This is a genomic window from Afipia sp. GAS231 (genome assembly GCF_900103365.1).
Taxonomy (GTDB): Bacteria; Pseudomonadota; Alphaproteobacteria; order Rhizobiales; family Xanthobacteraceae; genus Bradyrhizobium.
This window is the reverse complement of record NZ_LT629703.1, coordinates 2,061,741-2,086,496: the sequence shown is the minus strand read 5'-3', so window position 1 is coordinate 2,086,496 and position 24,756 is coordinate 2,061,741. Positions and strand designations below refer to the sequence as shown.

Below are 24,756 nucleotides of genomic sequence, written 5' to 3'. Positions count from 1 at the left end.
GAACGGCCTCTCCATCGCGACCGACCGATAGCTGAACGGTTGGTTGCGAAAGATGGAGATCGATCATGAAACGTACGGCGCTGGTCATTCTGTTGTTGCTTGGAGGTGCCGCCGCCGCGCAGGCCGACAACGACATCTACAACAATACCCTGAAGCAGCCGCGTGACGACGACGCGCTGCACGCCGACACCGCGATGTGCGACGCGCAGGTCGGCGCACCGCAAAACGGTACGGCGACGTCGCGACAATACAAGCGTTGCATGCTCTCGCACGGCTGGCGCTTCAGCCATACGATCCGGGAGCGCGTAAAACGCGACGATCGCTATCCCGATCCCGACAATCCGGCCTGATGTGCCGCGACTTCAAGATCGGCGGCATCACCGGATCGAGCTGCTCGAATTTTGACTAAACTAAAGCGTTTTCAAGCGAAGTGGGCACCGGGTCGCGTCAAGAAAACGCGTCAAAACAAAAATGCCGCGGGCATGAAAACGCCCGGTGGCAAGGCCACCGGGCGAGGGGTCCAGATCTGGACGGGAAGCCTAGATAACGCCGAGCACGATGGCTCCGACGAAGGCGAACGCGACATACGCGGTGACTATACTCAGTCGGCTGACGAAAGTCATGGGAACTGTCTCCCTTGGTTCACGTCGTGCTCGCAATAACGCTCAAGGCTAGCAAAGCGTTCCCGGCGGAAAAAGGCAGCGTTGCTGTCAATCCCGGGATCTCCACAGCCGCGTGCCCGGCAACATGGTAAAAAATTCGTAAAATCAACGCGTTGAAGAGTCCTTAAATAAATTCGTTGAACGTGCGCGGATGACGCGCGGAGTTCGTTTGTATCTCGTCGGCTCCTTCGTCCTTGTATCGCTAGCGGGTTGCGGGCGCGGGATTTTTCAGTCCGCCGAACGTGAACCGTGGCGGGCCGAGGCCGAGGTCGCATGCCTGAAGTCCGGCGCGGTCAAGGAAAGCCCGGAATTGGTCCGGATCGACCCGATTTCGGGGCCGGGAATGTGTGGCGCGGAATTTCCGCTGAAAGTGTCCGCCCTTGGCGAGGCGCCGGCCAGCTTCGGGTTTGCCGACGATCTGCGGCCGCCTGGTAGCATCGGCAATCAGCCGCGCTGGCCGATCTCGCCGGCGTCGGCGGCGACTGCCGCTCCAGGAAATTATCAAGGAAATTATCAAGGCGGCTATTCCGATCAGGCGCTGCGGCAGCCGAACTATGCCCCGCCGTCGAACGGGCCAATTTCACTGTCGGCACCCGGCGTAGCGCCGCAGGAAGATGAAATCGATCTGCCGGCCGAAGCAGCACCTGGACAGGCGCCGTACCGGAATGCGCCGGCCTATCCGCCACGCGATCGCTATTCGGCACCGTCCCAGGCGCCTTATTCCGAACCCTATTCGCAAGGTCCGGCGTCCGCGCCGCCGCGGCTCGGACCCGCGCAAGGCAATGCCGTCAACACCGTCGGCCCGGTGGCGATCAAGCCGACGGCCACCTTGGCCTGTCCGATCGTCTCGGCGCTCGACCGCTGGCTTGCCGATTCCGTGCAGCCCGCGGCCCAGCGCTGGTTCGGCGCGCGCGTGGTCGAGATCAAGCAGATCTCCGCCTATTCCTGCCGCGGCATGAACGGCAACGCGCATGCGCATATTTCCGAACACGCCTTCGGCAACGCGCTCGATATCGCGGCCTTCGTGCTCGCCGACGGCCGCCGCATCACGGTGAAGGACGGCTGGAAGGGCATGCCGGAAGAGCAGGGCTTTCTGCGCGACGTGCAGGGAGCGGCCTGCCAGCAGTTCAACACCGTGCTGGCGCCGGGCTCCAACGTCTATCACTACGATCACATTCATGTGGACCTGATGCGTCGCGCCTCGCGCCGCATCATCTGCCAGCCGGCCGCGGTGCCGGGCGAAGAGATCGCGGCCCGCGCCGGCGGCCGCAACCCCTACGCCTCGCGCGAGACCTATGTGACGGGATCGCTCGGCGGCAAGAAGCTGTCGCCGCCGCACAGAGCGAACAGCAAGGTCAACGAGGAAGACGAGTTCGCGGACGAGTGAGTTCGCGTGTAGAATGGGTGGAGCGAAGCGATACCCATCAAACCACAGCACGAAGATGATGGGTATCGCTTCGCTCCACCCATCCTACAGCCCCTACGTTTGTCTACCCCGCCAGCCGCTCCAGCAGATCGTGCACGACGCCTTGCAGCAGATCGAGCTTGTAGCCCGTCATCGGCAGCGGTTTTGCGCCGGCGACGGCAAGCGCGGCGGCGCCGGCAATGTTGGCGGCGCTCGCCGGCTTGCCCTGCAGCGCGGCTTCGACGGCGGTTAGTCGCAGCGGCACCGGGGCGGCGCCGCCGGCGGTGAGGCGGATGAACTGGAACGTGCCGTCCTTGACCACGGCACGGGCGCAGATCTCGACCAGCGGCCATTCCGCATGCGTGCGGCTGATGGCGCGCTTGTACAGGGCGCGCTCGCCGGCCAGTGCGACCGGCAGTTCGATGCCCTTGATCAATTCGCCCGGCCGCAGCGCGTTGTCGGCGGTGCCGTCGGAGCCGTCGCCGAACAGTTCGGCGATGGTCAGGCCGCGTTGGTCGGTGACAATGGTGGCGTCGTAAGCCAACAGCGCCGCGGCAAGCGTCGAGGGATGTGGCGCCACGCAGGGGCCGAGATCGAAGGCAACGCCATAGAGATGATTGCCCGAACGCGCCGGGCAATCCGATCCGCCCTTCTTCAGGCAGGCGATCTGCGGATTGCGGTAGTACCAGCAGCGCGAGCGTTGCGCGAGGTTGCCGCCCAGCGTCGCCAAATGACGGATCTGGGGCGTCGCCAGCCCCTGCGCCGATGCCGCGAGGCCGGGATAGGCGGCGGTGATGCGGCCGTCGCCGGCGATGGCGGCGATGGTCGTGAAGGCGCCGATCCGCAACGTGCCGTCCGCGCCCCACAGCATGCTCGTCATGTCGGGTTGCGCGGCAATATCGATCAGCGGTCCGGTCGAGACCCCGCTGCGGCGTCGCTCGGAAAGATCAGTGCCGGCGGCGCGGAATTCCGGACCTTGTGCGGTCATGGCTGCTTGGGTCATGCGGCGACCCTCCCTTTGAGTGCGGCAATCAGGCGGTCGGGACGGATCGGCAGTTCGGTCAGCCGGATGCCGGTCGCGTTGCAGACGGCGTTGGCGATCGCCGGCGAGGTCGGCACGGTCGCGACCTCGCCGATGCCGACGCTGCCGCCGAGCACGTGGCCGAAGCCGGCTTCATCGAAATGCACGTCGATCGCGGGCGTGTCGGAGATTCCCGGGATCCGGTAATCCTCCATCCCGCCGGAGAGGATGTCGCCGGTGACGGCGTCGATTTCGCGCGCTTCGTAGAGCGCGTAGCCGATGCCCTGGATCACCGAGCCAGCCGCCTGGCTGTGGGCCAGTGCGGGTGCGGCGATCTTGCCGACGGCAATACCGGTGTGCACGCTGACGACGCGGACATGCCCGAGCCAGGTATCGACCTCGACCTCGATCACCTGCACCGAACTCGGCACGCCGGCCCCGATCGCGAGATTGGAAAAGCGCCGCATCATGAAGCCGAAGATCCAGCCAAGCAGGCCGACCTGCTTCAGCGGCGACTGGATTCCGGGCGCCATCTGCTTGCTGTCCTCGGGGCGTTCGCTTGCCGCGGCGAGATCGGGCGAGGCCGTGAGCAACTCGCGCCACGGCGCGTTGGAGCCGGGTACCGGTTTCCGTTTCGCATTGGCTTCGATCGCGGTCTTTAGCTTTGCGATCGCGAGCAGCGTCGGCGGCACCACCGAGGCGGTGACGCGGCTGCCGCCCGAGCCCGGACCTTCCGGCAATCTGGAATCGCCGATCCTGACCTCGACCTCGTGCGGCTCCAGCCCGAACTCGCGCGCCACCGTATTGGCGATCACGCTGCGGGTGCCGGTGCCGATATCCTGCGTCGCGGTGCTGGCGACGAGACGCCCGCCCTTGACCGCGACCTCGACCGTGGAGCCGGGCTGCCACAGATAGAGCCAGTAGCCGGTGGCGACGCCGACGCCGCGGCGATAGCGGCCGTTCTGTGCGGACGCCGGTTTCCGGTTGCGCCAGACCTCCAGGTTCAAGGCCCAGTCGTAGAGACGCTGGCGGTTCGGATCGGGATCCCAGCGCTTGCGTAAGCTGATCGGGTCGGCGTTCATCCGCAGCGCCGCTTCGTCGATCGCCTGCTCCAGCGCGAACGCCATCGGCGGTCCGCCCGGACCGCGGAAGGCGGCGCCGGGCGGCAGGTTGCTGATGACGTCGTAATCGGCGAGCGCCTTGGCTTCCGCCGGGTAGATCAGGCGCGCCAGTGCGGCGATGGTCGAGTTGGTCGCGGCGCCGGTGTCGGCATGGGCGGTGAGCGACAGGGCTTTCAGTTCGCCCTGCGCCGACGGCAGCAGCGCGATCTTGACTTCCGCCGCCGGGCGATAGCCGGTCACCGACAATTCTTCATGACGGTCATAGACGATGCGGACCGGCGCTTTGGCGGCACGCGCGAGCTCGATCGCGGCAATGGTCTCCATGCCCAAGCTCGCCTTCGAACCGAAACCGCCGCCGACATGGTCGGCGATGACGCGGACCTTGTCGTGCTCGAGCTTGAAGCGCTTGGCGATCAGCTCCATCAGATGAAACACCGCCTGGGTCGAGGCGTGCACGGTGAGAACGTCGCCGTCGAACCGGGCCACCGCGGCGTGCGGCTCGAGGCACGCATGCGATTGTGTGCCGGTCCGGAATGTGCCCTCGACCAGCAGCGGATTGTTCGCTTCATGTGCATCCGCCATCCAGCTCTGCACCTGCTTCGGCTTTTTGGAAAACGCCGCCGACGGTCCGCGGATATTTCCTTTCCAGGGGGCCGGCGAACCGCCGCCTTCGGAGACGTTGCCGGCCTTCTTGCGATCGGGCTTTTCGAACACGACCGGCGCATCCGGCTTGCGCGCTTGCTCCAGTCCGACCGCCGCCGGCAGCCTTTCAGTGTCGATCCCGATGGCGGCGATCGCGGCAAGCGCGGTCTTGCGATCCTTCGCGGCGACGGCGGCGATGGGGGCGCCGACATAGCGCACGACGCGATCGTCGCCGAGCAGCGAAACGACGGCGCCGACGCCAGCTATCGCCTGCGCCGGCGCGAGGTCGAGCGACGTGATGCGCGCATGCGCGAGGGCTGAGCGCAGGATCACGCCTTCGAGCTGGCCATCATGACGGATGTCGACGGTGTATTTCGCAGCACCGGTCACCTTGTCGCGCGCCTCCATCCGTGGCGGCGCGGCGACCGCGTCGTTGTCGAAGCGGCCAGCGCAGGCGTCCGCCACGGCGTGGAAGATGCCGTCATAGGCGCCGCAGCGACAGAGATGCCCCGACAACGCGGCGCCGATTTCCTCGCGCGACGGCACAGCCGTTCCCTTCGCCGCCCGCCAGCGGTCGTGAAACGCCGCGGCCTCGACGATGAAACCGGGCGTGCAGAACCCGCATTGCAGCGCGTCGTGTGCCATGAATGCCTTCTGCACCGGATGCAGTTTTCCCGCACCGATACCTTCGACCGTCGTGACCGCCTTGCCAGCCGCGGCGCGCGCCGGCATCAGGCAGCTCACGACCGGCGCGCCGTCGACCAGCACGGTGCAGGCGCCGCAGACGCCGGCGCCGCATACGAGCTTGGTGCCGGTCAGGTCGAGCGCGTCGCGCACGACCTCGATCAGCAGCGCATCGGGGTCATCGGGGAGCGGCGCGAGTTGGCCGTTGATCGTCATCGTGCTCATTTGCGATCTCCCAGGTGTTTGCGGGTGGATTTCTTCACGGGTTTATTCGTAGATTTTTTCGCCGGCTTCGGTTTCGCGGCGCGCGGCTTCGCCGGGCTCACTGCACCCGCGACGAACGTCCGCAGCATGATCTCGAGATCCCTGAGGAAGGCGGCCGCCGGCTGCATCGCGGGGTAGGCGGATTTGGTGCCGTTGATCGTCATCTCGACGCAGCGCGCCAGATCGCGCGGCGTCATCCCGGCGCTGAGGGTGAGGCCCTGCTTGCGGCAGATGCGGGCAATGGTCGCCGCAAGTTGCTCGCCATGAGCGGCGGAATATTTCTGGTAGAGGTCGCGGGCTTGCGCGAGATGTTCGGAGAACAGCTCCTCGACATGGGGCGAACCATCCAGCGATTCGGCCAATTGCCCGAGCTTGGCGGTGACCGCGGCGACGATGACATCGGGGAGGCTGCCGCCGGCCTTCTCCGCGGCGGCAGCGGCGGCCGTTTCGGCGGCGAACGCGTCTTCATAAAACCGTTCGATCACGGCGCGAAACAACGCTTCCTTGGACTTGAAGTGATGGTAGAGCGCCTGCCGCGTCAGCCCTGCGGCTTCGGCCGCCTGCTCGATCGACGAACGGCGGAAGCCCTGGCGGCGGAACACCGTCTTCGCGGCGTCGATGATACGGGTGCGGGGGCTCATTTGACGAATTTGACAAAATGGAATGAAATGTCAAATGACGGTCCCGTGACGTAACGGGCGAGGGCGGGTGCCATGCATCGTTTCCCGGCGCGCAGCCGCCGGCTCGCGGTTGGCTCAAGCCCCCGTCGCAGTGATGCACATCGCAGCCGCAGCGAGACGACGCGGGTCCGCAAGGTTACCGAAGCCTGAATACGCGGTCAGGAATTGCGCGCAAATCGCGACGGCTTCCTCAACGCGGCAGCGCTAGAAAAGGAGCAAGGCGCGGGGGGCGCCGAGTGTTTGAGGTTACCGATGGCTACGCGCTTCGCAAGGCAAACGACCGCGCCGACCAAGTGGCTGTTGATGCTGGGGCTCGCCGTGACGCTGAGCTTCTCCGCGATTTGCGGCTGGGTGCTCTGGCAGGCCGGCGGCAGGGACTACCTGCACAGCCGGGAAGCCGCCGCCAATCTGGTTTCCAGCCTTGCCAGCGAGATCGACCGAAACATCGAGCTGTACGATCTGTCGCTGCAGGCGGTCGTCGACGGCATGAAGCTGCCCGAGATCGACAAGATCAGTCCGGAACTGCGCCAGGTCGTGCTGTTCGACCGTGCGGCCACCGCCAAGGACATGGGGTCGATCCTGGTCACGGATCGTCTCGGCAAGGTCGTCCTGGACTCACATTCGCTGGTACCCGCCGAGGCGAATTACTCCGGGCGGGATTTTTTTCAGATTCACGTCAGGCAGGCCGACGCCGGTCTTTACATCAGCCGTCCCTGGGTGGCGCCTGATGGACAATACCTGATCGGCTTCAGCCGGCGGATCGCCAACCCGGACGGATCGTTTGGCGGGATCGTCGCCGGCAGCATGCACGTGAGCTACTTCCACAACCTGTTCAGGAAGCTGAAGTACGGTCCCAAGGATTCGATGAACCTGATCGGCGCGGACGGCACCATTCTGATGCGGGCGCCGTTCGACATCGACACGATCGGGCAGAGTCTGCGCAAATCCCAGGTATTCCAGCAATTCCCTCAGGTGCAGAACGGCTGGTACGAAACGGTTTCGATCCTCGACGGCGTTCGGCGCCTGTTCGTGTTTCAGCAAGTCGGCCATCATCCGCTGCTGATCGTCGAGGGCGTCTCGCTCGAAACCATTTATGCCGACTGGTGGCGGGAAGTCTGGCTGATCGGCTCGATCATGCTGGCACTCTGCGCGATGACGATGGCGCTGACGGTGTTTCTGGCGTTGGCGCTGAAGCGACGAACCGTCGCCGAAAACCAGCTCGCGCGGCTCGCCAGCACCGACGGCCTGACCGGGCTGTGCAACCGGCGGAAGTTCGATGAGGTCCTGTCCAGCGAATGGCGCCGCTCGCAGCGGTCGGCCGGGCCGCTGGCGCTGCTGATGATCGATGCGGACGGCTTCAAGGCCTACAACGACGCCCACGGACACCAGGCGGGTGACGCGGCGCTGGCTTCGATCGCCGAATGCATCGCCAACGGGGCAAAACGCGCATCCGATCTCAGTGCGCGCTATGGCGGCGAGGAGTTTGCGGTGCTGTTGCCGGGCGAATCGACCGAGGGCGCCTGTCGCATTGCCGAGGAGATCCGAGCCAGCGTGCTGTCGTTGCGCAGCCAGCAGCAAGGACGTCCCGACATTTGCCCGACGATCAGCATCGGCGTCGCTTCCATGGTTCCGCAGGTCGGGCTGGCCCCAAGCGACTTGATCAAATCGGCCGATCTGGCGCTCTATGAAGCGAAGCATGCGGGGCGCAACCGCACCGTCGCTGCGCCAACCATGCTGTCCGCGCGTCGGGATCTGGCGGCCTGATCGGCCTGAAGCTAATCGTCCGCCGTCACACCGGCTTCGCCCGATACATTGCCAGGAACATCCGCGTCGCGCTCTCGACCACTTCGGCGATGCGTTCCGCCGAAGGGGCGGGGGCGGCTTGGAAAATGAACGGCAGAAACAGCGAAGCTTGGCACATCATCATGAATTGCGATGCCGCAAGCTGGCAGTCGTCGATGGCGAGATCGTCCGATCGGACATGCGCCCGAAGACAGTCGGCGAGGCCGTTGATGGTTTTTTCCAGCACCTGTTCGTAATAGCGGCGGCCGACATCCGGCATCCGTTCGGCGATCGCCATCACGGTGCGGATCGCGGAGCCGCCGCCGGGCCGGCACACCAGTTCCATGTAGGCCTCGCCGAATTCGTGCAGCGTGGTTTCGACATCGCGCCCGGGGTCGAAATTGAAGACGACCTGGCCGTGCGCGAGCGCTTCTTCGTGGACGATCGCCTCGAACAGCCGGTTCTTGTCGGCGAAATAGACATACAGCGTTCCCTTGGAGACGCCGGCTGAGCGCGCAATTTCGTTCATGCTGGCGCCGTCAAAGCCGAGATCCATGAAAACCTTGCGGGCGCCGTCCAAAATCTGCCGGCGCTTCGAAGAATCCTCTTCAGCGGCGAGATGAATCGTGTTTGGAGTGGCTGCAACCATTGGTTTATCTTCTCGCGAAAGATTTCAACCCGGGATACGGGCGGGAAGGATTTTTCGCTCTATGGTCCGACGGGTGGAGAATGTATATTGACCGAACCGTTCGGTCAATGCTACTTTTGAGGGTGACGATGCTTGGGCAGCCGGCTTTTGGCCGCACTTGCGTCGCGAAATCGGAATGGGGAGGCCGGTAATGGCCGCAGCGAGAGATCAGGCAGCACGCGTAGTTCGTACCGGGCCGGAGACGGCGGAGGACGAAGTTGCGCGCACCGCCCAGCTGGCGGATCAGCTGCGGACACACGTCGCGGAAGAAACCAGGCGCCGCCCCGCGGAGACGCCGGCCGGTCCGGCAACCGAGAATCCGGCCGCGCCACCGGCCAAGACGGCTGCCGACAAGCCGGCTGCCGCCAAGCCGGGCAAGCGCAAATTCGTGATGATGGGCGTGTTCGGATTGCTGGCGCTCGCGGCGATCGGCTACGGCGTCTATTTCCTGCTCGTCGGCCGTTTCTATGTCTCGACCGACGACGCCTACGTTCGCGCCAACAACACCACGCTCGGCGCGCGGGTGGCGGGGCATGTCGCCGCGATCCTGCCCGTCGACAATGCGATCGTTCATACCGGCGACGTCATCTTCAAGATCGACGACGGCGATTACAAGATCGCGGTGGATGCCGCGCGCACGAGGATTGCGACCCAGCAGGCCACCATCGACCGGATCGGCCGCCAGGTCACCGCGCTGGTGAGCGCGGTCGAGCAGGCCAGCGCCCAGCTCGCTTCCTCGGAAGCGGCGCTGAAGCGCGCGGGTCTCGACTACGATCGTCAGGAGGCGTTGAGCACCAAGGGATTTGCCTCGCGGGCGACTTTTGAGCAATCCGAGGCCGGCCGCGACCAGGGCGTGGCGGCGGTGAAGGCGGCGCGGGCGGCCTATGACGCGGCGCGCGACAATGTCGAAGTCACCCGGGCGCAACAGGCTGAAGCCCAGGCCCAGTTTGCCGAACTGCAGACGTCGCTGGCGAAGGCCGAGCGCGATCTCGCCTTCACCTCGGTGCGCGCACCGGTCGACGGCACCTTCTCCAACCGGCTCGTCAACACCGGCGATTTCATCCAGGCCGGTCAGCGGCTCGCCAATGTGGTGCCGCTCAACGACGTCTTCATCGACGCCAATTACAAGGAAACCCAGCTCAAGCGCATCCGTCCCGGCCAGCCCGTGACGATCAAGGTCGACGCTTACGGCCTGCGCAAGTTCGCCGGCACCGTCGAGAGCATTTCGCCGGCGGCGGGTTCGGTGTTCACGCTGCTGCCGCCTGACAACGCCACTGGCAATTTCACCAAGATCGTGCAGCGGCTGCCGGTTCGTATTCGCGTGCCAAAGGACGTGGCGAAGCAAAACCTGCTGCGCGCGGGGATGTCGGTCTACACCACCGTCGATACCCGCGAAGGCGCGGCTGACGCGGACAGCGACGCCGACCTCGATACGCCGACGGCGATACATCCGCAGTAATTTTTCTTGAAGCACCGGGCGCGAGCCCGGTGGCAGGTCCCGGGTAGATCATGGCTGATGCCACCACCGCTCCCCCCGGCATGATGAACCCAGCGGCGCAGACGTCCGAGCGGATTCCGCCGCGGCGGCTGTTTGCGTTTCTCATCATGGTGTTCGGGATGTTCATGTCGATCCTGGACATCCAGGTCGTCTCGGCGTCGCTGTCTGAAATCCAGGCCGGCCTCTCGGCCTCCTCCAGCGAAGTGTCGTGGGTTCAGACCTCGTATCTGATTGCGGAAGTAATCGCGATCCCGCTCTCCGGATTCCTGTCGCGCGCGTTCGGCACCCGTTTGCTGTTTGCGATTTCCGCCTCCGGCTTCACCATCGCGAGTTTCTTCTGTGGCTTTGCCTCCAGCATCGAGCAGATGATCCTGTGGCGGGCGATCCAGGGGTTCCTCGGGGCGGGCATGATCCCGACCGTGTTCGCCTCGGCCTACACGGTGTTTCCGCGCGAGAAATTCTACATTGTCGGCCCGATCATCGGCCTGGTCGCGACGCTGGCGCCGACCATCGGTCCGACGGTCGGCGGTTTCATCACCGACTTGATGTCGTGGCACTGGCTGTTCTTCATCAACATCGTCCCCGGCATCGGCATCACCATCGGCGTACTGGCGCTGGTGGATTTCGACAGGCCGAATTTCGCGCTGCTTGAGCATTTCGACTGGTGGGGCCTGCTGTTCATGGCGGGCTTTCTTGGCTCGCTCGAATATGTGCTGGAAGAAGGCCCGCAATACGAGTGGCTGCAGGACACGTCGGTGGCGACCTGTGCGGCGGTCTGCTTCGTCTCGGCGATCGCCTTCTTCTGGCGCGTGCTGACCGCGCGCGAGCCGATCGTCGATGTCAGGACGTTCAATGACCGCAATTTCGGCATCGGCTGCCTGCTCTCGTTCTGCATCGGCGTCGGACTCTACGGCCTGACCTACATGTATCCGCGCTATCTCGCCGAGGTGCGCGGCTACAGCGCGCTGATGATTGGCGAGACCATGTTCGTCTCGGGCATCACCATGTTCTTCACCGCGCCGATCGTCGGACGGCTGATGCTGAAGGTCGACCTGCGCTACATCATCGCGATCGGCCTGTGCATCTTCGCGCTCGGTTCCTACCAGATGACCTGGATCACCCGCGATTATGATTTCTACGAATTGCTGGTGCCGCAGATCCTGCGCGGCATCGGCATGATGTTCGCGATGGTGCCGACCAATACCATCGCGCTCGGGACGCTGGCGCCGGAGCGGGTGAAGAACGCCTCGGGCCTGTTCAACCTGACGCGCAACCTCGGCGGCGCGGTCGGGCTGGCTGTCATCAACCAGGTGCTGAACCAACGCACCGATCTGCATATCGTGCGGCTGCAGGAGCGCGTGAACTGGGGCAATGCCACCGCGACCGAAACCCTCAACATGTTCACCCAGCGCCTGCAGGGCATGGGCGATGCCGCGCTGATGGCGATGAAACAGTTATCGCAGATCGTGCACCGGCAGGCGGTGGTGATGGGCTACGGCGACGCCTTCTTCATGCTGACCATTTTCTATTTCAGCCTCAGCCTCCTGGTCATGCTGCTGGATAAACCCGCGGCTTCGGCGGCAGGCGGTGAGGCTGCGCACTAGGCGCGCCGCCGGTAACCGCAATCGTTTGCGGATGTTGCCGGCAAGGTACAGCCTCTGGTCGTGCAATCGCTTATATTGTCCATGGCTTAGCGCGACCGGCGCCATGGAGCATTGAGATGAACAAGCTCGTTCTTGCTGTTTCTGCCCTGGCCGTCAGCGCCGTAAGCGCTTCTGCCGCGGATCTCGCCGCGCGTCCCTATACCAAGGCGCCGCCGCCCGTGGTCGTCGCCGCCTATGACTGGAGCGGCTTCTATATCGGCGCCAATGGCGGCGGAGCGTGGAGCCGCAAGTGCTGGGACATCAATCCGTTCACCATCAACACGTTCTTCGTCCCGCCCACTAACGTGAGTGGCTCCGAAGGCTGCCACACCGCCAGCGGCGCAACCGCCGGCGGCCAGATCGGTTATCGCTGGCAGAGTGCAGCCTGGGTGTTCGGCGTCGAAGCCCAGGGCAACTGGGCTGATTTGCGCGGCTCGAACCTTTCCCAGAACGTATTCTTTGCCGGCACCGGGATTGCCAATCGCAGCCGGATCGATGCGATCGGTTTGTTCACCGGACAGGTTGGATATTCCTGGAACAACGTCCTGCTTTACGTGAAGGGCGGCGCTGCCGTCGCACACGATAAATACGACAGCTTCCTGACCACGGCGTTCGGCGGCCAGCCCGCCGGCTTCGTCGTGGATCGGGGCAGCGAAACGCGCTGGGGCGGCGTGGTCGGCGTCGGCGGCGAATACGCGTTCACGCCCAACTGGTCGCTCGCGCTCGAATACGATCATCTGTTCATGGGATCGCGCGATGTCGCGTTGGTCTACGATCCCGCGCTGTTCGTGCCGGCGCTGGTGAACCACAGCGACCGTATCCGCCAGGACATCGACATGGTCACGCTGCGCCTCAACTACCGCTTCGGCGGCCCGGTCGTCGCCAAGTACTGACCGCGACTTGAGCAGCTCTTGTCATATTGCAAATTGCGCCTGATGCATTTATAAGCAGCGCATTGTCACTCGAACCGGGGAGGATTTGCATGATTTCGTCTTATTCGCAGACCGCCCGTCCGCGTTCGGTATTTATGCTGGACGCCTGTCTCGCCCTTTGAGGGCGCACTCCGCCGGCATCGATCGGACCGCCTGATTTCCTGACCTTCGGGTTGCCGATCTCCAAAGCTTCCCAACGAGTTACCTGTTAATTTAACGGCGTTGTTGTTCGGCTTGCTGCCGTCGCGCGTCGTCCAGATGGAGCCGGCATGCGCGTTAAGCGTAGCCGGATGACGCCATGAGCAAACAACTCAACAAACGTCCCGCGGCGATACGCGTGGTGATCCCGTTCGTGTTCCGTCACTGGCTCGAACAGCCCGGCCGCGCCGCCATCGTCGCCGGCGGTTTCCTCGGCGCGACCGCGGCTGACCTGTTCATGCCGGTGTTCTCGGGCAAGCTGGTCGATGCGCTCACACTAGGCGCGTCAGATCCAACGGCGCGGCAGGCCGCGTTCACGGCCTTCGGCGGCATCGTCGCGCTCGGCCTGATGTCGATGGTCCTGCGCCTCACCGGGTTGCAGGCGATCGTGCCGTTCACGCTGAAGCTGATGTCCGACATCGCGCGCGATGCTTTCGTGCGGGTGCAGCGCTTTTCGACCGACTGGCACGCCAACAGCTTTGCGGGATCGACCGTGCGCAAGATCACGCGCGGCATGTGGGCGCTCGACCTGCTCAACGACACCATCCTGATGGCGCTGGCGCCGTCGCTTCTGGTGTTGCTGGGCTCGATGGTCCTGCTCGGGCTGCACTGGCCGGTGCTTGGCGCGGTCATCGCGGCGGGCACGCTGGTCTATGTCTCGATGACGGTGGCGTTTTCGATGAACTACATCGCGCCGGCCGCAAGGGTCTCCAACGCCTGGGACACCAAGGTCGGCGGCACGCTGGCCGATGCGCTGAGCTGCAACGCGGTGGTGAAATCCTTTGGCGCCGAAGCGCGCGAGGACGCGCGGCTCGAGGGCGTCATCGGCCGCTGGCGCACGCGCGTGCGGCGGACCTGGCTGCGTTACAACTACACCTCGACGGCGCAGCTAGGCGTGCTGCTGTGCTTTCGCGCCTCCGTGATCGGCGGCGCGATCCTGCTGTGGATCGCCGGCCGCGCTTCGCCGGGCGACGTCACCTATGTGCTGACCAGCTACTACATCATCCATGCTTACTTGCGTGACGTCGGCATGCACATCAACAACCTGCAGCGCTCGGTCAACGACATGGAGGAACTGGTTGCGATCCATGGCGAGCCGGTCGGCATTGCCGACGCGCCCGCCGCAAAGCCGATCGACATCCAGGGCGGCCGCATCGTATTCGATGCCGTGACGTTTCATTACGGCGGCCATCGCACGCCACTGTATGACCGCCTGTCGGTGGACATCCGCGCCGGCGAGCGGGTCGGCCTGGTCGGGCGCTCCGGCTCCGGCAAGACCACCTTCGTCAAGCTGGTGCAGCGGCTGTACGATATCGGCGGCGGCAAGATCCTGATCGACGGTCAGGATATCGCGCAGGCGACGCAGCACTCGCTGCGCAGCCAGATCGCGATCGTGCAGCAGGAGCCGATCCTGTTTCACCGGACGCTGGCCGAGAACATCGCCTATGGCAGGCCGGGCGCCTCGATGGCGGCGATCGAGCAGGCCGCGCGGTTGGCGAATGCGCATGAGTTCATCCTGCGGCTGCCGAAAGGTTACGGCACGCTGGTCGGCGAACGCGGCGTCAAGCTGTCGGGCGGCGAGCGGCAGCGCGTAGCCTTGGCTCGGGCGTTCCTCGCGGACGCGCCGGTCCTGATCCTGGATGAGGCGACGTCGAGCCTCGACTCGGAATCGGAAGGCCTGATCCAGCAGGCGATGGAGCGGCTGATGAAGGGCCGCACCTCGATCGTGATCGCGCACCGGCTGTCGACGGTACGCAGCCTCGACCGGATTCTGGTGTTCGACCGCGGCGAGATCGTCGAGCAGGGCACCCACGCCGTACTGACGGCGCGCCCCGGCGGAATCTATCGTGGGTTATTCGAGCGACAGGCGACGGAATTCGGCCGCATTACGGCGGCCGAGTGAGGGCGCATTCTTGCTAACGGGTTCGATGCCGGAATATATTTCCGGCATCGAAGGGGCTTATGCAAATGCGCTGGTTCCAGAAAGATCAGCCACCGGACGTCTGGGAGTTCGTTTCCGATCAGCCGCTTGGCGATATCGGGGCAGCCCAGAAGATTCGCGAGATCTGTGCATCCGCCGCATCCATCGCCGAAACAATGACGGCAGGCGCCAACGGCAAGGCTCCTAGCGGCAAGGCTCCTAACAGCAAGGCTGCCAACAATAAAGCCGTCGACGGCGAGCGTTATCAGGCTGCCGTCAAGCGTGCGCTCGAGCTGGCGAAGCAAATTTCCGACGATGCGATGCGCGATGTTTCGGTGAGCCAGATCATCAGCCTGTCAGTGAAGGCGGGGCATATGAAGACGGCAAGGGTGCTGCTGCGCGCCATCCGATCGGACCGAACACAAGCCGAATTGATGTCCGTTCATCCGGCGCTGATCGATCAGGAAGCCGCGAGCTGAGGCGGCTCCCGTTCCTGTTTCGGCAGCGGGGGCGATACCCGCGCGCGGGTGCGGGTCGAGATCGCGACCGTTGCGACCACCGCTGAGGCGAACAGCAGGATCTGCAGCGTGATGGTCTCGCCGGCGAACCACGACGCCAGCGCAAAGGTGACGAAGGGTTGCAGCAACTGGATCTGCGACACCCGTGCGATGCCACCCATCGCCATGCCGGCGTTCCACGCGAAGAAGCCGATCCATTGCGAGAACAACGCGACATAGAGCAACGCCAGCCACGGTTTCGGCGCGATGTGGGTGATGTCCGCAGGCATCGTCAGCGCGGCAGCGGGAATCGACACCGGCAGCGCGATGACAAGCACCCAGCTGATGACTTCCCAGCCCGGCATCTGCGACGTCAGCCGTCCAGAGAAGGCATAGCCGACCGCGGAGACGGCGACGGCAGCGAATAGCAGCAGGTCACCTGATGATAGCGCGCCGCCGCCTTGCCGCAGCGCGAACGCGATCACCAAAGCGGCGCCGGCGACCGATGCGATCCAGAACAAGGGCCGCGGCCGCTCATGGGTGATCGTGACGGCGACCAATGCAGTCGCGATCGGCAGAATGCCGAGCACCACGCCACCATGCGAGGCGTCCACGGTCTGCATGCCCATCGACATCAGCAGCGGAAACAGCACGGCGACGCACAGCGTCGTGATCACGAGTTGCGGCCACAGCGCGCGCGGTGGCAGCGGACGGCGCAGCACGATCAGCAGCGTCAGCGAGCAGAGGCCGGCGATCACGGTGCGCAGCGAGGTCAGTGCAATCGGATCAATGGCCGATACCGCGATGCGCGTTGCCGGCAAGGTGCCGCCGAAGATCGCCATGCCGACAAAACCCAGCAGCAGACCGAGACGTTCGCGTGAAGATGGAGAGGCGCTCATGGCGCGATGGGTTAGCTGCTTCGCCGGTCAGCGTACAGCAATCTACTCGGTGCACATGGCGGCCATGCGTGGCTCAACTCGGAGCAATGCTGCTCCATACCAGGCCGAGCCCGGACATGAACAGCAGCGCCAGCACGACGTCGTAGAAATTGCGGTCGCTCAGCGCTTGATAGGCGCGCATGCCGAGACGGGCGCCGATCAAGGTGCCGGGTAGCGCCAGCATGGCCAGCCAGAAGACATCAGCTTTGACAAAGCCGTTGGCAATCTGCAGGCATAAAGCAGCGCCGAGCACGGTACCGTTAAAAATCTGGAACACGCCGCGCCGCTGATCCTTGGTCCAGCCGCGTATGCTCGCCCACAACGTCGGCAGCGGGCCGGACAGGCCGGCGAGGCCGCCAAGGATGCCGCCGGCAAATCCGACGGCTGCATCGGCCAGCCGGCCGCCGAACTGAAATGCCATCGGCTTGCGGATGAAATAGAGCGCGGTCGGAAACACCAGCAGCATGGCGCCGACGCTAAGCTTGAAGTGTTGCGGATCGGCGCGCGCGACCAGCAGCGCGCCGATCGGCATGCCGACGAGGCCGCCGGCGACGAACGGCCATGCCAGCTTGAAATCGAGCATCTTCCACATCGACGGCAGGGTCGAGATCTGCGAGCTGACCGAGCAGATCAGAACCAGCGGCACGGCAACGGCCGGCGGCAGGATGTAAAGCCAGATCCCGAGCGCCATCAGCGCCGTTCCGAATCCGGCAAGCCCGGAGACAAAGCCACCGGCGAGCGCGCCGGCAAGAAGAGTGGCGTAGGTGGCGACGTCCAATTTTTTCTCCGTCATTCCGGGGCGATGCGCAGCGGCGCACCATGATGTGCAATTGCACATCTGAGAACCTCGAGATTCCGGATCTGGTGCTACGCGCCATCCCGGAATGACGATGGTGAGATTTGCGCCGACGTTTACACGACACAACAGTCCGGTACACTCGCAATCCAAGCCTTCAACAATAACCTTGGGGAAACGGCCCGATGACTTCCTCTCCGAAAACCTTCCTTGTCAGTCACGGTGCGTGGGGCGGCGGCTTCGCCTGGAGAAAGATGCACCCGCTGATGCAGGCGGCGGGGCATCGGTTGCTCACGCCAAGTTACACCGGCCTCGGCGAGCGCGCGCATCTGGCGCACCAGGGCCTCGATCTCGAATCTCACATTCAGGACATGCTGAACGTGATCCAGTACGAGGACCTGCGCGACATCGTGCTGGTCGGCCACAGCTACGGCGGCATGGTCGCGACCGGCGTCGCCGATCGTGCACGCGACCGTGTTGCGCAGGTCATCTATATCGACGCCTTTGTACCCGACGATGGTCAGTCGCTGTTCGACCTCAACGAATCCGGACGCGCCTCCTCGCGGGAGGCGGCGAAGAACGGCGATGGCTGGCGCATCCCGCCGATGCCGCCGCCGCCAGACACTTCGGCCGCCGATGTCGAATGGCTCAGCCCGCGCCGCGTCCACATGCCGATCAAATGCTTCGAGGAAAAGCTCAAGCTGCAGAATGGACCGCTGACCTTGCCGCGCAGCTACATCTACGCGACGCGGATCACGCCGGCCGACACGTTCGGGCGGTTTTCGCGAATGACGAAGAGCGATCCGGCGTGGCGCTATTTCGAGATCGACGCCAGCCATTCGCCGAACGTCACCGCGCCGGAGGCGCTGATGGCGTTGTTGGAGCAGATCGCGGCCTGACACGCAGCTTCCAACTCTCGTCATGCCCGGCCTTGTGCCGGGCATCCACGTCCTTTACTTCAGCAAAGCAAGACGTGGATGGCCGGACTTCAGCAAAGCAAGACGTGGATGGCCGGGACGAGCCCGGCCATGACGAAGGAGCGAGTCACTTGCTTTTTCGGGTCCCTCAAAATTGGCGAGGGGTCCGGCGTGTTTGCGCCGAACCCCTCATTTTTAGAGCATCAGCCGGCCTGTAAGCCGGGTTCTGTAAGGCACCGCCGCTTGCGCGACGATACGTGACGGCCATTCCTCTGGGACCATGTTCGCACATGGCCTCGAGCAACCTACCCGGACGGCGAGCCTGACATCGCCCTGCGGTGTTATCGCTCAGAGAGCGAACTGACCGCGTTGCCGTCCCTATTCGGTTTTGCTCCCGGTGTGGTTTGCCATGCCGTTTCCGTTGCCGGATACGCGGTGCGCTCTTACCGCACCTTTTCACCCTTACTGCCCCTCCCTTGCGGGTAGGGGGAGCGGTTCGTTCTCTGTGGCACTGTCCCTGGGGTCGCCCCCGCCGGATGTTATCCGGCACCGTATGTCGATGGAGCCCGGACTTTCCTCTCCCGCAGCCTTTCGACCGTAACGGGAGCGGCCGTCCGGCCGACTGACATCCATGGCATGGGGGCTGCCGCGCGCCGCGTCAAGCGATCGCGATGGTTAATCCGCACCTGGGGGGCTAATTTTGACATCCGCGAAAGGGCAGCATTTGATATCGGCTTCGTCGATATGAGGATTTGCCGCCATGGACACCGAACTGGCCCGGACGTTCCTGACGGTGGTCACCTCGGGCAATTTCATCTCCGCGGCCGAACGGCTGCATGTCAGCCAGTCCACCGTCAGCACCCGCATTCACACGCTCGAAGAACAGCTCGGCTGCACGCTGTTCGTTCGCAACAAGGCCGGCACCACGCTGACCTCGGCCGGACGGCAATTTCAGCGCCATGCCTCGGCGCTGGTCCGCACCGTCGAACAGGCCCGCCACGATGTCGGCACTCCCAAGGGGTTTTCGGGGACGCTGGTCGTCGGCGGCCGCATCGGCCTGTGGGAGGAGTATCTGTTGCGCTGGTTGCCGGTGATGCAGGCCGAGCAGCCGGATATCTCGATCCGGGCCGAGAGCGCGCTCGAACCCGAATTGATGCAGGGGCTGGTGGAAGGGCGCATCGATATCGGCGTGATGTATACGCCGCAGAGCCGGCCCGGCCTCAAGGTCGAGCAATTGTTCGAGGAGCAACTGATCCTGGTCTCGACCGATCCGAAAAGCGCGCCGGAGCCGCAAGCGGGTTATGTCTATGTCGACTGGGGCCCGGAATTCTATGCCCGCCACAGCGTGCTCTTCCCGAATTTTTCGGGGCCGGCGCTGACGGCCAATATCGGCTGGCTCGGATTGCAGCACGTGCTCGAAAACGGCGGCTCCGGATTTTTTGCTCGAAGGATCGTCACGCCATTGCTGAAAACGCGAAGGCTGCATGCGGTGGCCGGCGCACCTCAATTCTCGATGCCGGCCTATGTCGCCTATCCCACGGACCGGGAGGGCGAGCAGGTGGCGCGCGCCGTCGACATCATGCATCGCGTCGCCGATGCGCACCGGGCGCAGGAGGTGAACACCGCGCCTGCGGCCAAACGCGGCGCGCGCAAGCGGCGTTGATCGCCAGGCCGAATTTGCTATCGGCTTTGCCGATCGCTTCCATCGGCATTCCTCGCTTGTAAAAATGGCCGTGCGAGTTCACATCGGCATCATCGTTCTGGACGGATCCTGTGTCATGAAAATTCCCGACGGACTTGGCGATGCGCTGCTCGACAGCGCCTCAGACGCGATCGTCGCCACCGATCACGAAGGGCGGATCACCTTCTGGAATCCCGGCGCGGAGCGGATGTTCGGCTTTGCCGCCGCAGAGACCGACGGCCAGTCGCTCGACCTGATCATCCCTGAAAACCTGCGGGCGCGACACTGGAGCGGCTATCGCCACACGATGGCGACCGGAACCAGCCGCTACGGTCACGGCGATCTGTTGTCGGTGCCGGCTTTGACCAAGGACGGCCGACGGATCTCGGTCGAATTCACCATTGTGATTTTGCGGGATGGCGCGCAGGTCACCGGCACGGTTGCCGTGATGCGCGATGTGACCAAGCGCTTCGAGGAAGTCAGGGAGCTAAAACGCCGGCTCGCCGCATCCGGCGACGCCAAAGCGCGATCATGATGGCGCGATCATGATTTTTTGGCGGACCTGAACCTGCTCTCGGCCAGCGCCGTCACAAGGCCAACCACCAGCATTGACGCGACGACGTCCGCCGCAGCGTCAAAGCCGAAGGCAAGAATGGTTGCGGCAGCCACCGCCGCGAGGATCGATCTGGCAACGCCATCGTCGGCGATCAGGCGGCGCAGATCGTTCATGCGCCGGTCGGGTTGCCGCTGGCTGCGACCGTGACCGCGATCAAGGCGGCGCGATGCGCCGGCCTCGCGGCGACGAATCGTACGATCGGATCCGCCACCCAATCCAGCAGCGGCAGCAAGAATCGCAATTTCATCTGCAATATGGCGTTCATGGCTCCCTCCCGGGTTTAACCGCACCGACAAGGCTATGCCCCGGAATAGTTTTAGCAAACGAATAATACTGGCCATTACTATCGAATTATTCGATATGAAGAGCGTCCGTGAATCCTGCTCTCGCGCCCGCGGATGATCCCGCTCCGGCGCCCAAAATAATTTATCCTGACGATGTCGTTTTGCCTGAGGCCCGTTCGACTGGTGTCGGCGATCCAGCCTGATAACGAGGAGTAGACGAAATGAAATATCTGTTGCTGATCTATCGAAGCGATGCCGAGTACGTCAAAATGAACCCCGAGCAGCGCAAGGCATTGTCCGGCGAATACGGGGCGTTCACCCAGTCGATCATCCAGAGCGGCCACTTCAAGGCTGGTGACGGCCTGCAACCGGTCTCGACGGCCACCACGGTGCGCATTCGCGACGGCAAGACGCTGACGACCGACGGCCCGTTCGCGGAGACGCGCGAGCAACTCGCCGGTTACTATCTGATCGAAGCCAAGGACCTCGACGATGCGCTGGCGATCGCCGCGCGCATCCCCGAGGCCGTGCGGGGTTGTATCGAGGTCAGGCCGGTGATGGTTTATGATAATTGACGGCCAAGCCGTCATGCCGGGGCGCGAAGCGAACCTGGAAGTTCGAGATTCTCCGATGTGCAATTGCACATCGGAGTTCGTATCTTCGATGCGCCCCGGAATGACGAGGAGAGCACGCGTATCCCCTATGACACCCACCGAAATCGAAAAGATCTTTCGCGACGAGGCGGGCAGGGCGCTGGCGACCCTGATCCGTCTCGTCGGCGATTTCGATCTGGCGCAGGACGCGTTGCAGGATGCGTTCGCGGTGGCGCTGGAGCGCTGGCCTGCGGCCGAGTTGCCGTCCAATCCGCGCGCCTGGCTGGTCAACGTCGGCCGCAACAAGGCGATCGATCGGGTTCGCCGCGACGTTTCGTTTCGCAGCAAAGAACAGGCGTTGACGCACGAGCTGCTGCTGCAAGCCTCCGCACAAGACCAGGAGACGGCAACCGCGCTCGACGACGACATGCTGCGGCTGATCTTCACCTGCTGCCATCCGTCCTTTGCCGCCGAGGTCCAGGTGGCGCTGACGTTGCGCACGGTGTGCGGGCTCACCACCGCCCAGGTGGCGCGCGCCTTTCTCGCCAGCGAAGAAGCGATGGCGCAACGGCTGCTGCGCGCCAAGCAGAAGATCCGGCTCGCCGGCATTCCCTACGAGGTGCCGGAGCGCGAAGCGCTGGCGCCGCGGCTGCGCGGCGTGCTCGCGGTGATCTATCTCGTCTTCACCGAAGGCTACGCCGCCACATCAGGAGAAGACCTGATGCGGCCGGACCTGGCGCGCGAGGCGATCCGGCTGGCGCGGCTGCTCGATGCGCTGATGCCTGATCGAGGCGAGATCAAGGGATTACTGGCGTTGATGCTGCTGCACGACTCGCGCCGTGCCGGCCGCGAGACCTCGGGCGGCGACATCGTGCTGCTCGAAGAACAGAACCGTGCGCTGTGGGACCAGGGCCAGATCGCCGAGGGACTGGCGCTGGTGGAACAGGCGTTGCGGATGCCGGGCCCGCCGCAATCCTATGCGGTGCAGGCCGCGATCGCCGCACTGCATGCGCGTGCGCCGAATTACAACGACACCGACTGGCCGCAGATCGCGGGCCTCTACGAGGTGCTGCTGCGGATCAGCCCGTCGCCGGTGATCGAGCTCAACCATGCCGCCGCCATCTCGATGGTCGACGGGCCGGCGCGGGCGCTCGACCTGATCGACGCGGTCGAAGCGCGCGGCGGTTTGAAAGGCTACGAGCTGCTGCCGGCGGTGCGCGCCGACCTGCTGCGCCGGCTTGGCCGCCTTGAGGCCGCGCGCGCGGAATATCAGGCGGCAACGGCCGCCACCCAACTCGAACCGCTGCGGCGGCTCTATGCGCGGCGGATGGCGGAACTGGACCATGGTGCGGGTGCGAAGAGCTAGTACACATGGCGACGGTGGCGGTGACCCCCATAGTAGCGAGCATGATAGCCATAGGCGCGTCGCGAGCCGTAGCTCGTGTAGGGGTTGCCGGGGCCGTAATTCTGGCAGTTTGCGTTCGGATAAAATTGGGCGCACCAGCCCGGATTGTAAATGACGTGTTGCGCCGAGGCCGGGCTGGCAAGCGCGGATAACAGGGCGATAACACCAAGCAGGGTCGCTGATCGCGTCATGGCGGTCTCCTTTGGCTTACGGTTTAACGGCGATTGATCGCAGGCGTTCCCTTGTGAAGACAATGGACCACAGCAGGAAGCCCGGCTCCTGGCCGGGCTTCTTCTGGTTGATTGGCGCTGATGGCGGGGAGGGCCGCCGCCGGTGGTCGAACTCAGCCACGCCGCTGTTGTCTCGATGGTCGACGGGCCAGCGCGGGCGCTCGACCTGATCGACGCGGTCGCAGCGCGCGGCGGACTAAAAGGCGGCAGTAGGGTGGGCAAAGGCGCTCTTTGCGCCGTGCCCACCATCTATCGCAATTGTATTCTTGAGCGGTGGGCACGCTTCGCTTTGCCCACCCTACGCAGATCAGGAGCGGCGGAGCTACTTCACCGCGACCGTCGTCGCAGGCTGCGTCGCGTCCGCCGGCAGGCTCGACAGCAATGCGTGCAGCGTCGTCATGGTCGAATGATCGGCGATCCCGTCGACGCGCTCGGGGCGGAAGTGGCGCTGGAAGGCGGTGACGACTTCCATGGTGGCGCCGTCGAATTTGCCTGATGTCGGCACGTTGTAACCGTAGCGGGCAAGGGCTGCCTGCAACCCGGCGACGTCGTCGCTGATGCTGCCGAGCTTGAGCGCTTCGCTGCGCACGATCGGCGCCGGTTGCACCCAGTGGCCGACGCCGGAATTCGCCAGCGAATGCCACGGGAATTTTTCGCCGGGATCCTTCTTGCGCGCCGGTGCGACGTCGGAATGCGCGAGCACGCGATGCGGGGCTACGTTGCGGCGGAGCATGATGCCGCGGCACAGCGCGATCACGGCGGCGATCTGGCGCAGCGGGAAGTCCGGATAGCCCCAGTCGTGGCCGCGGTTGATGATCTCGATCCCGATCGAGCAGGAATTGATGTCCTCCTCGCCGGCCCAGCACGACACGCCGGCATGCCAGGCGCGCTTAGCTTCAGGCACGCATTGCACGATGCGGCCGTCTTCCAGCACGATGTAATGCGCCGAGACGTCGGTGCCCGCGGTGCAGAGCTGGGCGATCGCGCCTTCCACATCCGGCATGCCGGTGTAGTGCAGCACGATCATGTCGGCCTGTCGGCCCTTGTTGCGGTCGCCGTAGTTGGCCGACGGGATGACGTCGGAGGCGATCGAGGAATCCGGGGTGAAAGTCTTCATGTCCGCGTTGGCCCTGGGAATCGGAAGGGCGCGTTGACGCTTCGAATCAATACCAGCAGACGCGAACGAACCTAGGGACATTTTAATACTCAAATACGGGCAGGAGAACGGCAACGCGGTTTTACAAAAACAAGCATTTACTATTCCTTTACCTTAGTCCCTGCGCAATCCGCCGGCCCCGTTTCGCCTCGCATTTTGCCGGAGTGTGTGCGGGTTGCATCACCGGCGTTCCGGGCGCGCGGGGGCACCGGCAGGTCACTAAAAATGGCGCCAAACCCGCCAGCCTCCATCAACGCTTTCTTAACGCTAAGTGCCGTTACTAAGTGGTGAAGAGCCGAACCGGTTTTGGGGACGGCAGAGGCCCTCTTTCACGCTCGAATGCCATGGCAACCCAGCAAATTCCGTCCGGAAGTGAGGGGTTGCGGGTCAGGGCGGGGAATGGCGAACGCGCCTCACGGCGGCTTTTTAGCCGGGAAAGCCCGGCGAAGCGCAGAGATTCGAGGCGCAATGGGCCGGTTCGCGTCCAAATTCCGTTTTCCTT

General features: G+C 64.3%; 21 protein-coding genes and 1 other RNA gene. 13 read left to right on the top strand and 9 right to left on the bottom strand.

What is annotated here, in order from left to right; genetic code table 11:
- Positions 1–65 precede the first annotated feature (65 nt).
- Both BLS26_RS09930 and BLS26_RS09925 read left to right on the top strand, forming a co-directional pair.
- The gene (locus tag BLS26_RS09930; RefSeq protein WP_092510580.1) at positions 66–350 is read left to right on the top strand and encodes a hypothetical protein; all 285 of its coding nucleotides are present in this window, start codon (positions 66–68) and stop codon (positions 348–350) included.
- A gap of 463 nt (positions 351–813) precedes the next feature.
- Positions 814–2,049 (top strand): extensin family protein, encoded by a 1,236-nt coding sequence (locus BLS26_RS09925; protein ID WP_092510578.1) that lies wholly within the window; start codon positions 814–816, stop codon positions 2,047–2,049.
- Positions 2,050–2,152: 103 nt separating this feature from the next.
- Here the strand turns inward: BLS26_RS09925 and BLS26_RS09920 are convergent, their stop codons facing one another.
- From BLS26_RS09920 to BLS26_RS09910, 3 genes are read right to left on the bottom strand one after another with little or no spacing between them, the layout of a single operon-like run.
- Positions 2,153–3,070, bottom strand: a complete 918-nt coding sequence (locus BLS26_RS09920) for a xanthine dehydrogenase family protein subunit M (protein ID WP_092510576.1) — start codon at positions 3,068–3,070, stop codon at positions 2,153–2,155.
- On the bottom strand, positions 3,067–5,760 hold the full coding sequence (locus tag BLS26_RS09915; RefSeq protein ID WP_092510574.1) for a molybdopterin-dependent oxidoreductase: 2,694 nt from the start codon (positions 5,758–5,760) through the stop codon (positions 3,067–3,069). The genes BLS26_RS09920 and BLS26_RS09915 overlap by 4 nt, the downstream gene beginning before the upstream one ends.
- Entirely contained in the window at positions 5,757–6,440 is a 684-nt protein-coding gene (locus BLS26_RS09910) for a TetR/AcrR family transcriptional regulator (protein WP_092510572.1), read from the bottom strand. The genes BLS26_RS09915 and BLS26_RS09910 overlap by 4 nt, the downstream gene beginning before the upstream one ends.
- 291 nt (positions 6,441–6,731) lie before the next feature.
- On the opposite strand from BLS26_RS09910, the gene BLS26_RS09905 reads away from it, so the two are divergent.
- The gene (locus BLS26_RS09905; RefSeq protein ID WP_092510570.1) at positions 6,732–8,243 is read left to right on the top strand and encodes a sensor domain-containing diguanylate cyclase; all 1,512 of its coding nucleotides are present in this window, start codon (positions 6,732–6,734) and stop codon (positions 8,241–8,243) included.
- 25 nt (positions 8,244–8,268) lie between these two features.
- Here the strand turns inward: BLS26_RS09905 and BLS26_RS09900 are convergent, their stop codons facing one another.
- Positions 8,269–8,910, bottom strand: a complete 642-nt coding sequence (locus BLS26_RS09900) for a TetR/AcrR family transcriptional regulator (RefSeq protein ID WP_092510568.1) — start codon at positions 8,908–8,910, stop codon at positions 8,269–8,271.
- Positions 8,911–9,100: 190 nt separating this feature from the next.
- On the opposite strand from BLS26_RS09900, the gene BLS26_RS09895 reads away from it, so the two are divergent.
- The 5 genes from BLS26_RS09895 to BLS26_RS09875 all read left to right on the top strand — a co-directional run bounded on the left by BLS26_RS09895 (position 9,101) and on the right by BLS26_RS09875 (position 15,620).
- Positions 9,101–10,408 (top strand): HlyD family secretion protein, encoded by a 1,308-nt coding sequence (locus BLS26_RS09895; RefSeq protein ID WP_092510566.1) that lies wholly within the window; start codon positions 9,101–9,103, stop codon positions 10,406–10,408.
- A gap of 50 nt (positions 10,409–10,458) precedes the next feature.
- Entirely contained in the window at positions 10,459–12,051 is a 1,593-nt protein-coding gene (locus tag BLS26_RS09890) for a DHA2 family efflux MFS transporter permease subunit (protein ID WP_092510564.1), read from the top strand.
- A 116-nt stretch (positions 12,052–12,167) separates the two neighbouring features.
- Positions 12,168–12,983, top strand: a complete 816-nt coding sequence (locus tag BLS26_RS09885) for an outer membrane protein (RefSeq protein WP_092510562.1) — start codon at positions 12,168–12,170, stop codon at positions 12,981–12,983.
- Between the two features lie 337 nt (positions 12,984–13,320).
- Positions 13,321–15,123 (top strand): ABC transporter ATP-binding protein, encoded by a 1,803-nt coding sequence (locus tag BLS26_RS09880; protein WP_092510560.1) that lies wholly within the window; start codon positions 13,321–13,323, stop codon positions 15,121–15,123.
- Between the two features lie 65 nt (positions 15,124–15,188).
- Entirely contained in the window at positions 15,189–15,620 is a 432-nt protein-coding gene (locus tag BLS26_RS09875) for a hypothetical protein (RefSeq protein ID WP_197681330.1), read from the top strand.
- Here the strand turns inward: BLS26_RS09875 and BLS26_RS09870 are convergent.
- Both BLS26_RS09870 and BLS26_RS09865 read right to left on the bottom strand, forming a co-directional pair.
- Positions 15,602–16,537, bottom strand: a complete 936-nt coding sequence (locus tag BLS26_RS09870; protein ID WP_092510558.1) for a DMT family transporter — start codon at positions 16,535–16,537, stop codon at positions 15,602–15,604. The two genes, BLS26_RS09875 and BLS26_RS09870, sit on opposite strands and share 19 nt — an antisense overlap.
- Before the next feature lie 73 nt (positions 16,538–16,610).
- Positions 16,611–17,354, bottom strand: a complete 744-nt coding sequence (locus BLS26_RS09865) for a sulfite exporter TauE/SafE family protein (RefSeq protein WP_092517879.1) — start codon at positions 17,352–17,354, stop codon at positions 16,611–16,613.
- 203 nt (positions 17,355–17,557) lie between these two features.
- Here BLS26_RS09865 and BLS26_RS09860 point away from each other — a divergent pair, with 203 nt between their 5' ends.
- The gene (locus tag BLS26_RS09860; RefSeq protein ID WP_092510556.1) at positions 17,558–18,271 is read left to right on the top strand and encodes an alpha/beta fold hydrolase; all 714 of its coding nucleotides are present in this window, start codon (positions 17,558–17,560) and stop codon (positions 18,269–18,271) included.
- A 217-nt stretch (positions 18,272–18,488) separates the two neighbouring features.
- On the opposite strand, the gene rnpB is transcribed toward BLS26_RS09860, so the two are convergent.
- Positions 18,489–18,915, bottom strand: an RNA gene (gene rnpB, locus BLS26_RS09855) — RNase P RNA component class A.
- A 134-nt stretch (positions 18,916–19,049) separates the two neighbouring features.
- Here rnpB and BLS26_RS09850 point away from each other — a divergent pair.
- Entirely contained in the window at positions 19,050–19,952 is a 903-nt protein-coding gene (locus BLS26_RS09850; protein ID WP_092510554.1) for a LysR family transcriptional regulator, read from the top strand.
- Between the two features lie 115 nt (positions 19,953–20,067).
- Complete coding sequence (locus BLS26_RS09845; RefSeq protein ID WP_092517878.1) at positions 20,068–20,505, top strand: PAS domain S-box protein; 438 nt, start codon at positions 20,068–20,070, stop codon at positions 20,503–20,505.
- Between the two features lie 8 nt (positions 20,506–20,513).
- Here the strand turns inward: BLS26_RS09845 and BLS26_RS36695 are convergent, their stop codons facing one another.
- Positions 20,514–20,927, bottom strand: coding sequence for a hypothetical protein (locus BLS26_RS36695; RefSeq protein WP_244541900.1), 414 nt, complete (start codon positions 20,925–20,927; stop codon positions 20,514–20,516).
- 164 nt (positions 20,928–21,091) lie between these two features.
- Here BLS26_RS36695 and BLS26_RS09835 point away from each other — a divergent pair, with 164 nt between their 5' ends.
- Entirely contained in the window at positions 21,092–21,445 is a 354-nt protein-coding gene (locus tag BLS26_RS09835) for a YciI family protein (protein ID WP_092510550.1), read from the top strand.
- A 127-nt stretch (positions 21,446–21,572) separates the two neighbouring features.
- Positions 21,573–22,829, top strand: a complete 1,257-nt coding sequence (locus tag BLS26_RS09830; protein WP_092510548.1) for an RNA polymerase sigma factor — start codon at positions 21,573–21,575, stop codon at positions 22,827–22,829.
- 591 nt (positions 22,830–23,420) lie between these two features.
- On the opposite strand, the gene BLS26_RS09825 is transcribed toward BLS26_RS09830, so the two are convergent.
- Positions 23,421–24,296 carry an N-acetylmuramoyl-L-alanine amidase gene (locus BLS26_RS09825; RefSeq protein ID WP_092510546.1) on the bottom strand — a complete coding sequence of 292 codons (876 nt, stop codon included), beginning with the start codon at positions 24,294–24,296 and terminating at the stop codon, positions 23,421–23,423.
- Positions 24,297–24,756: the final 460 nt, after the last annotated feature.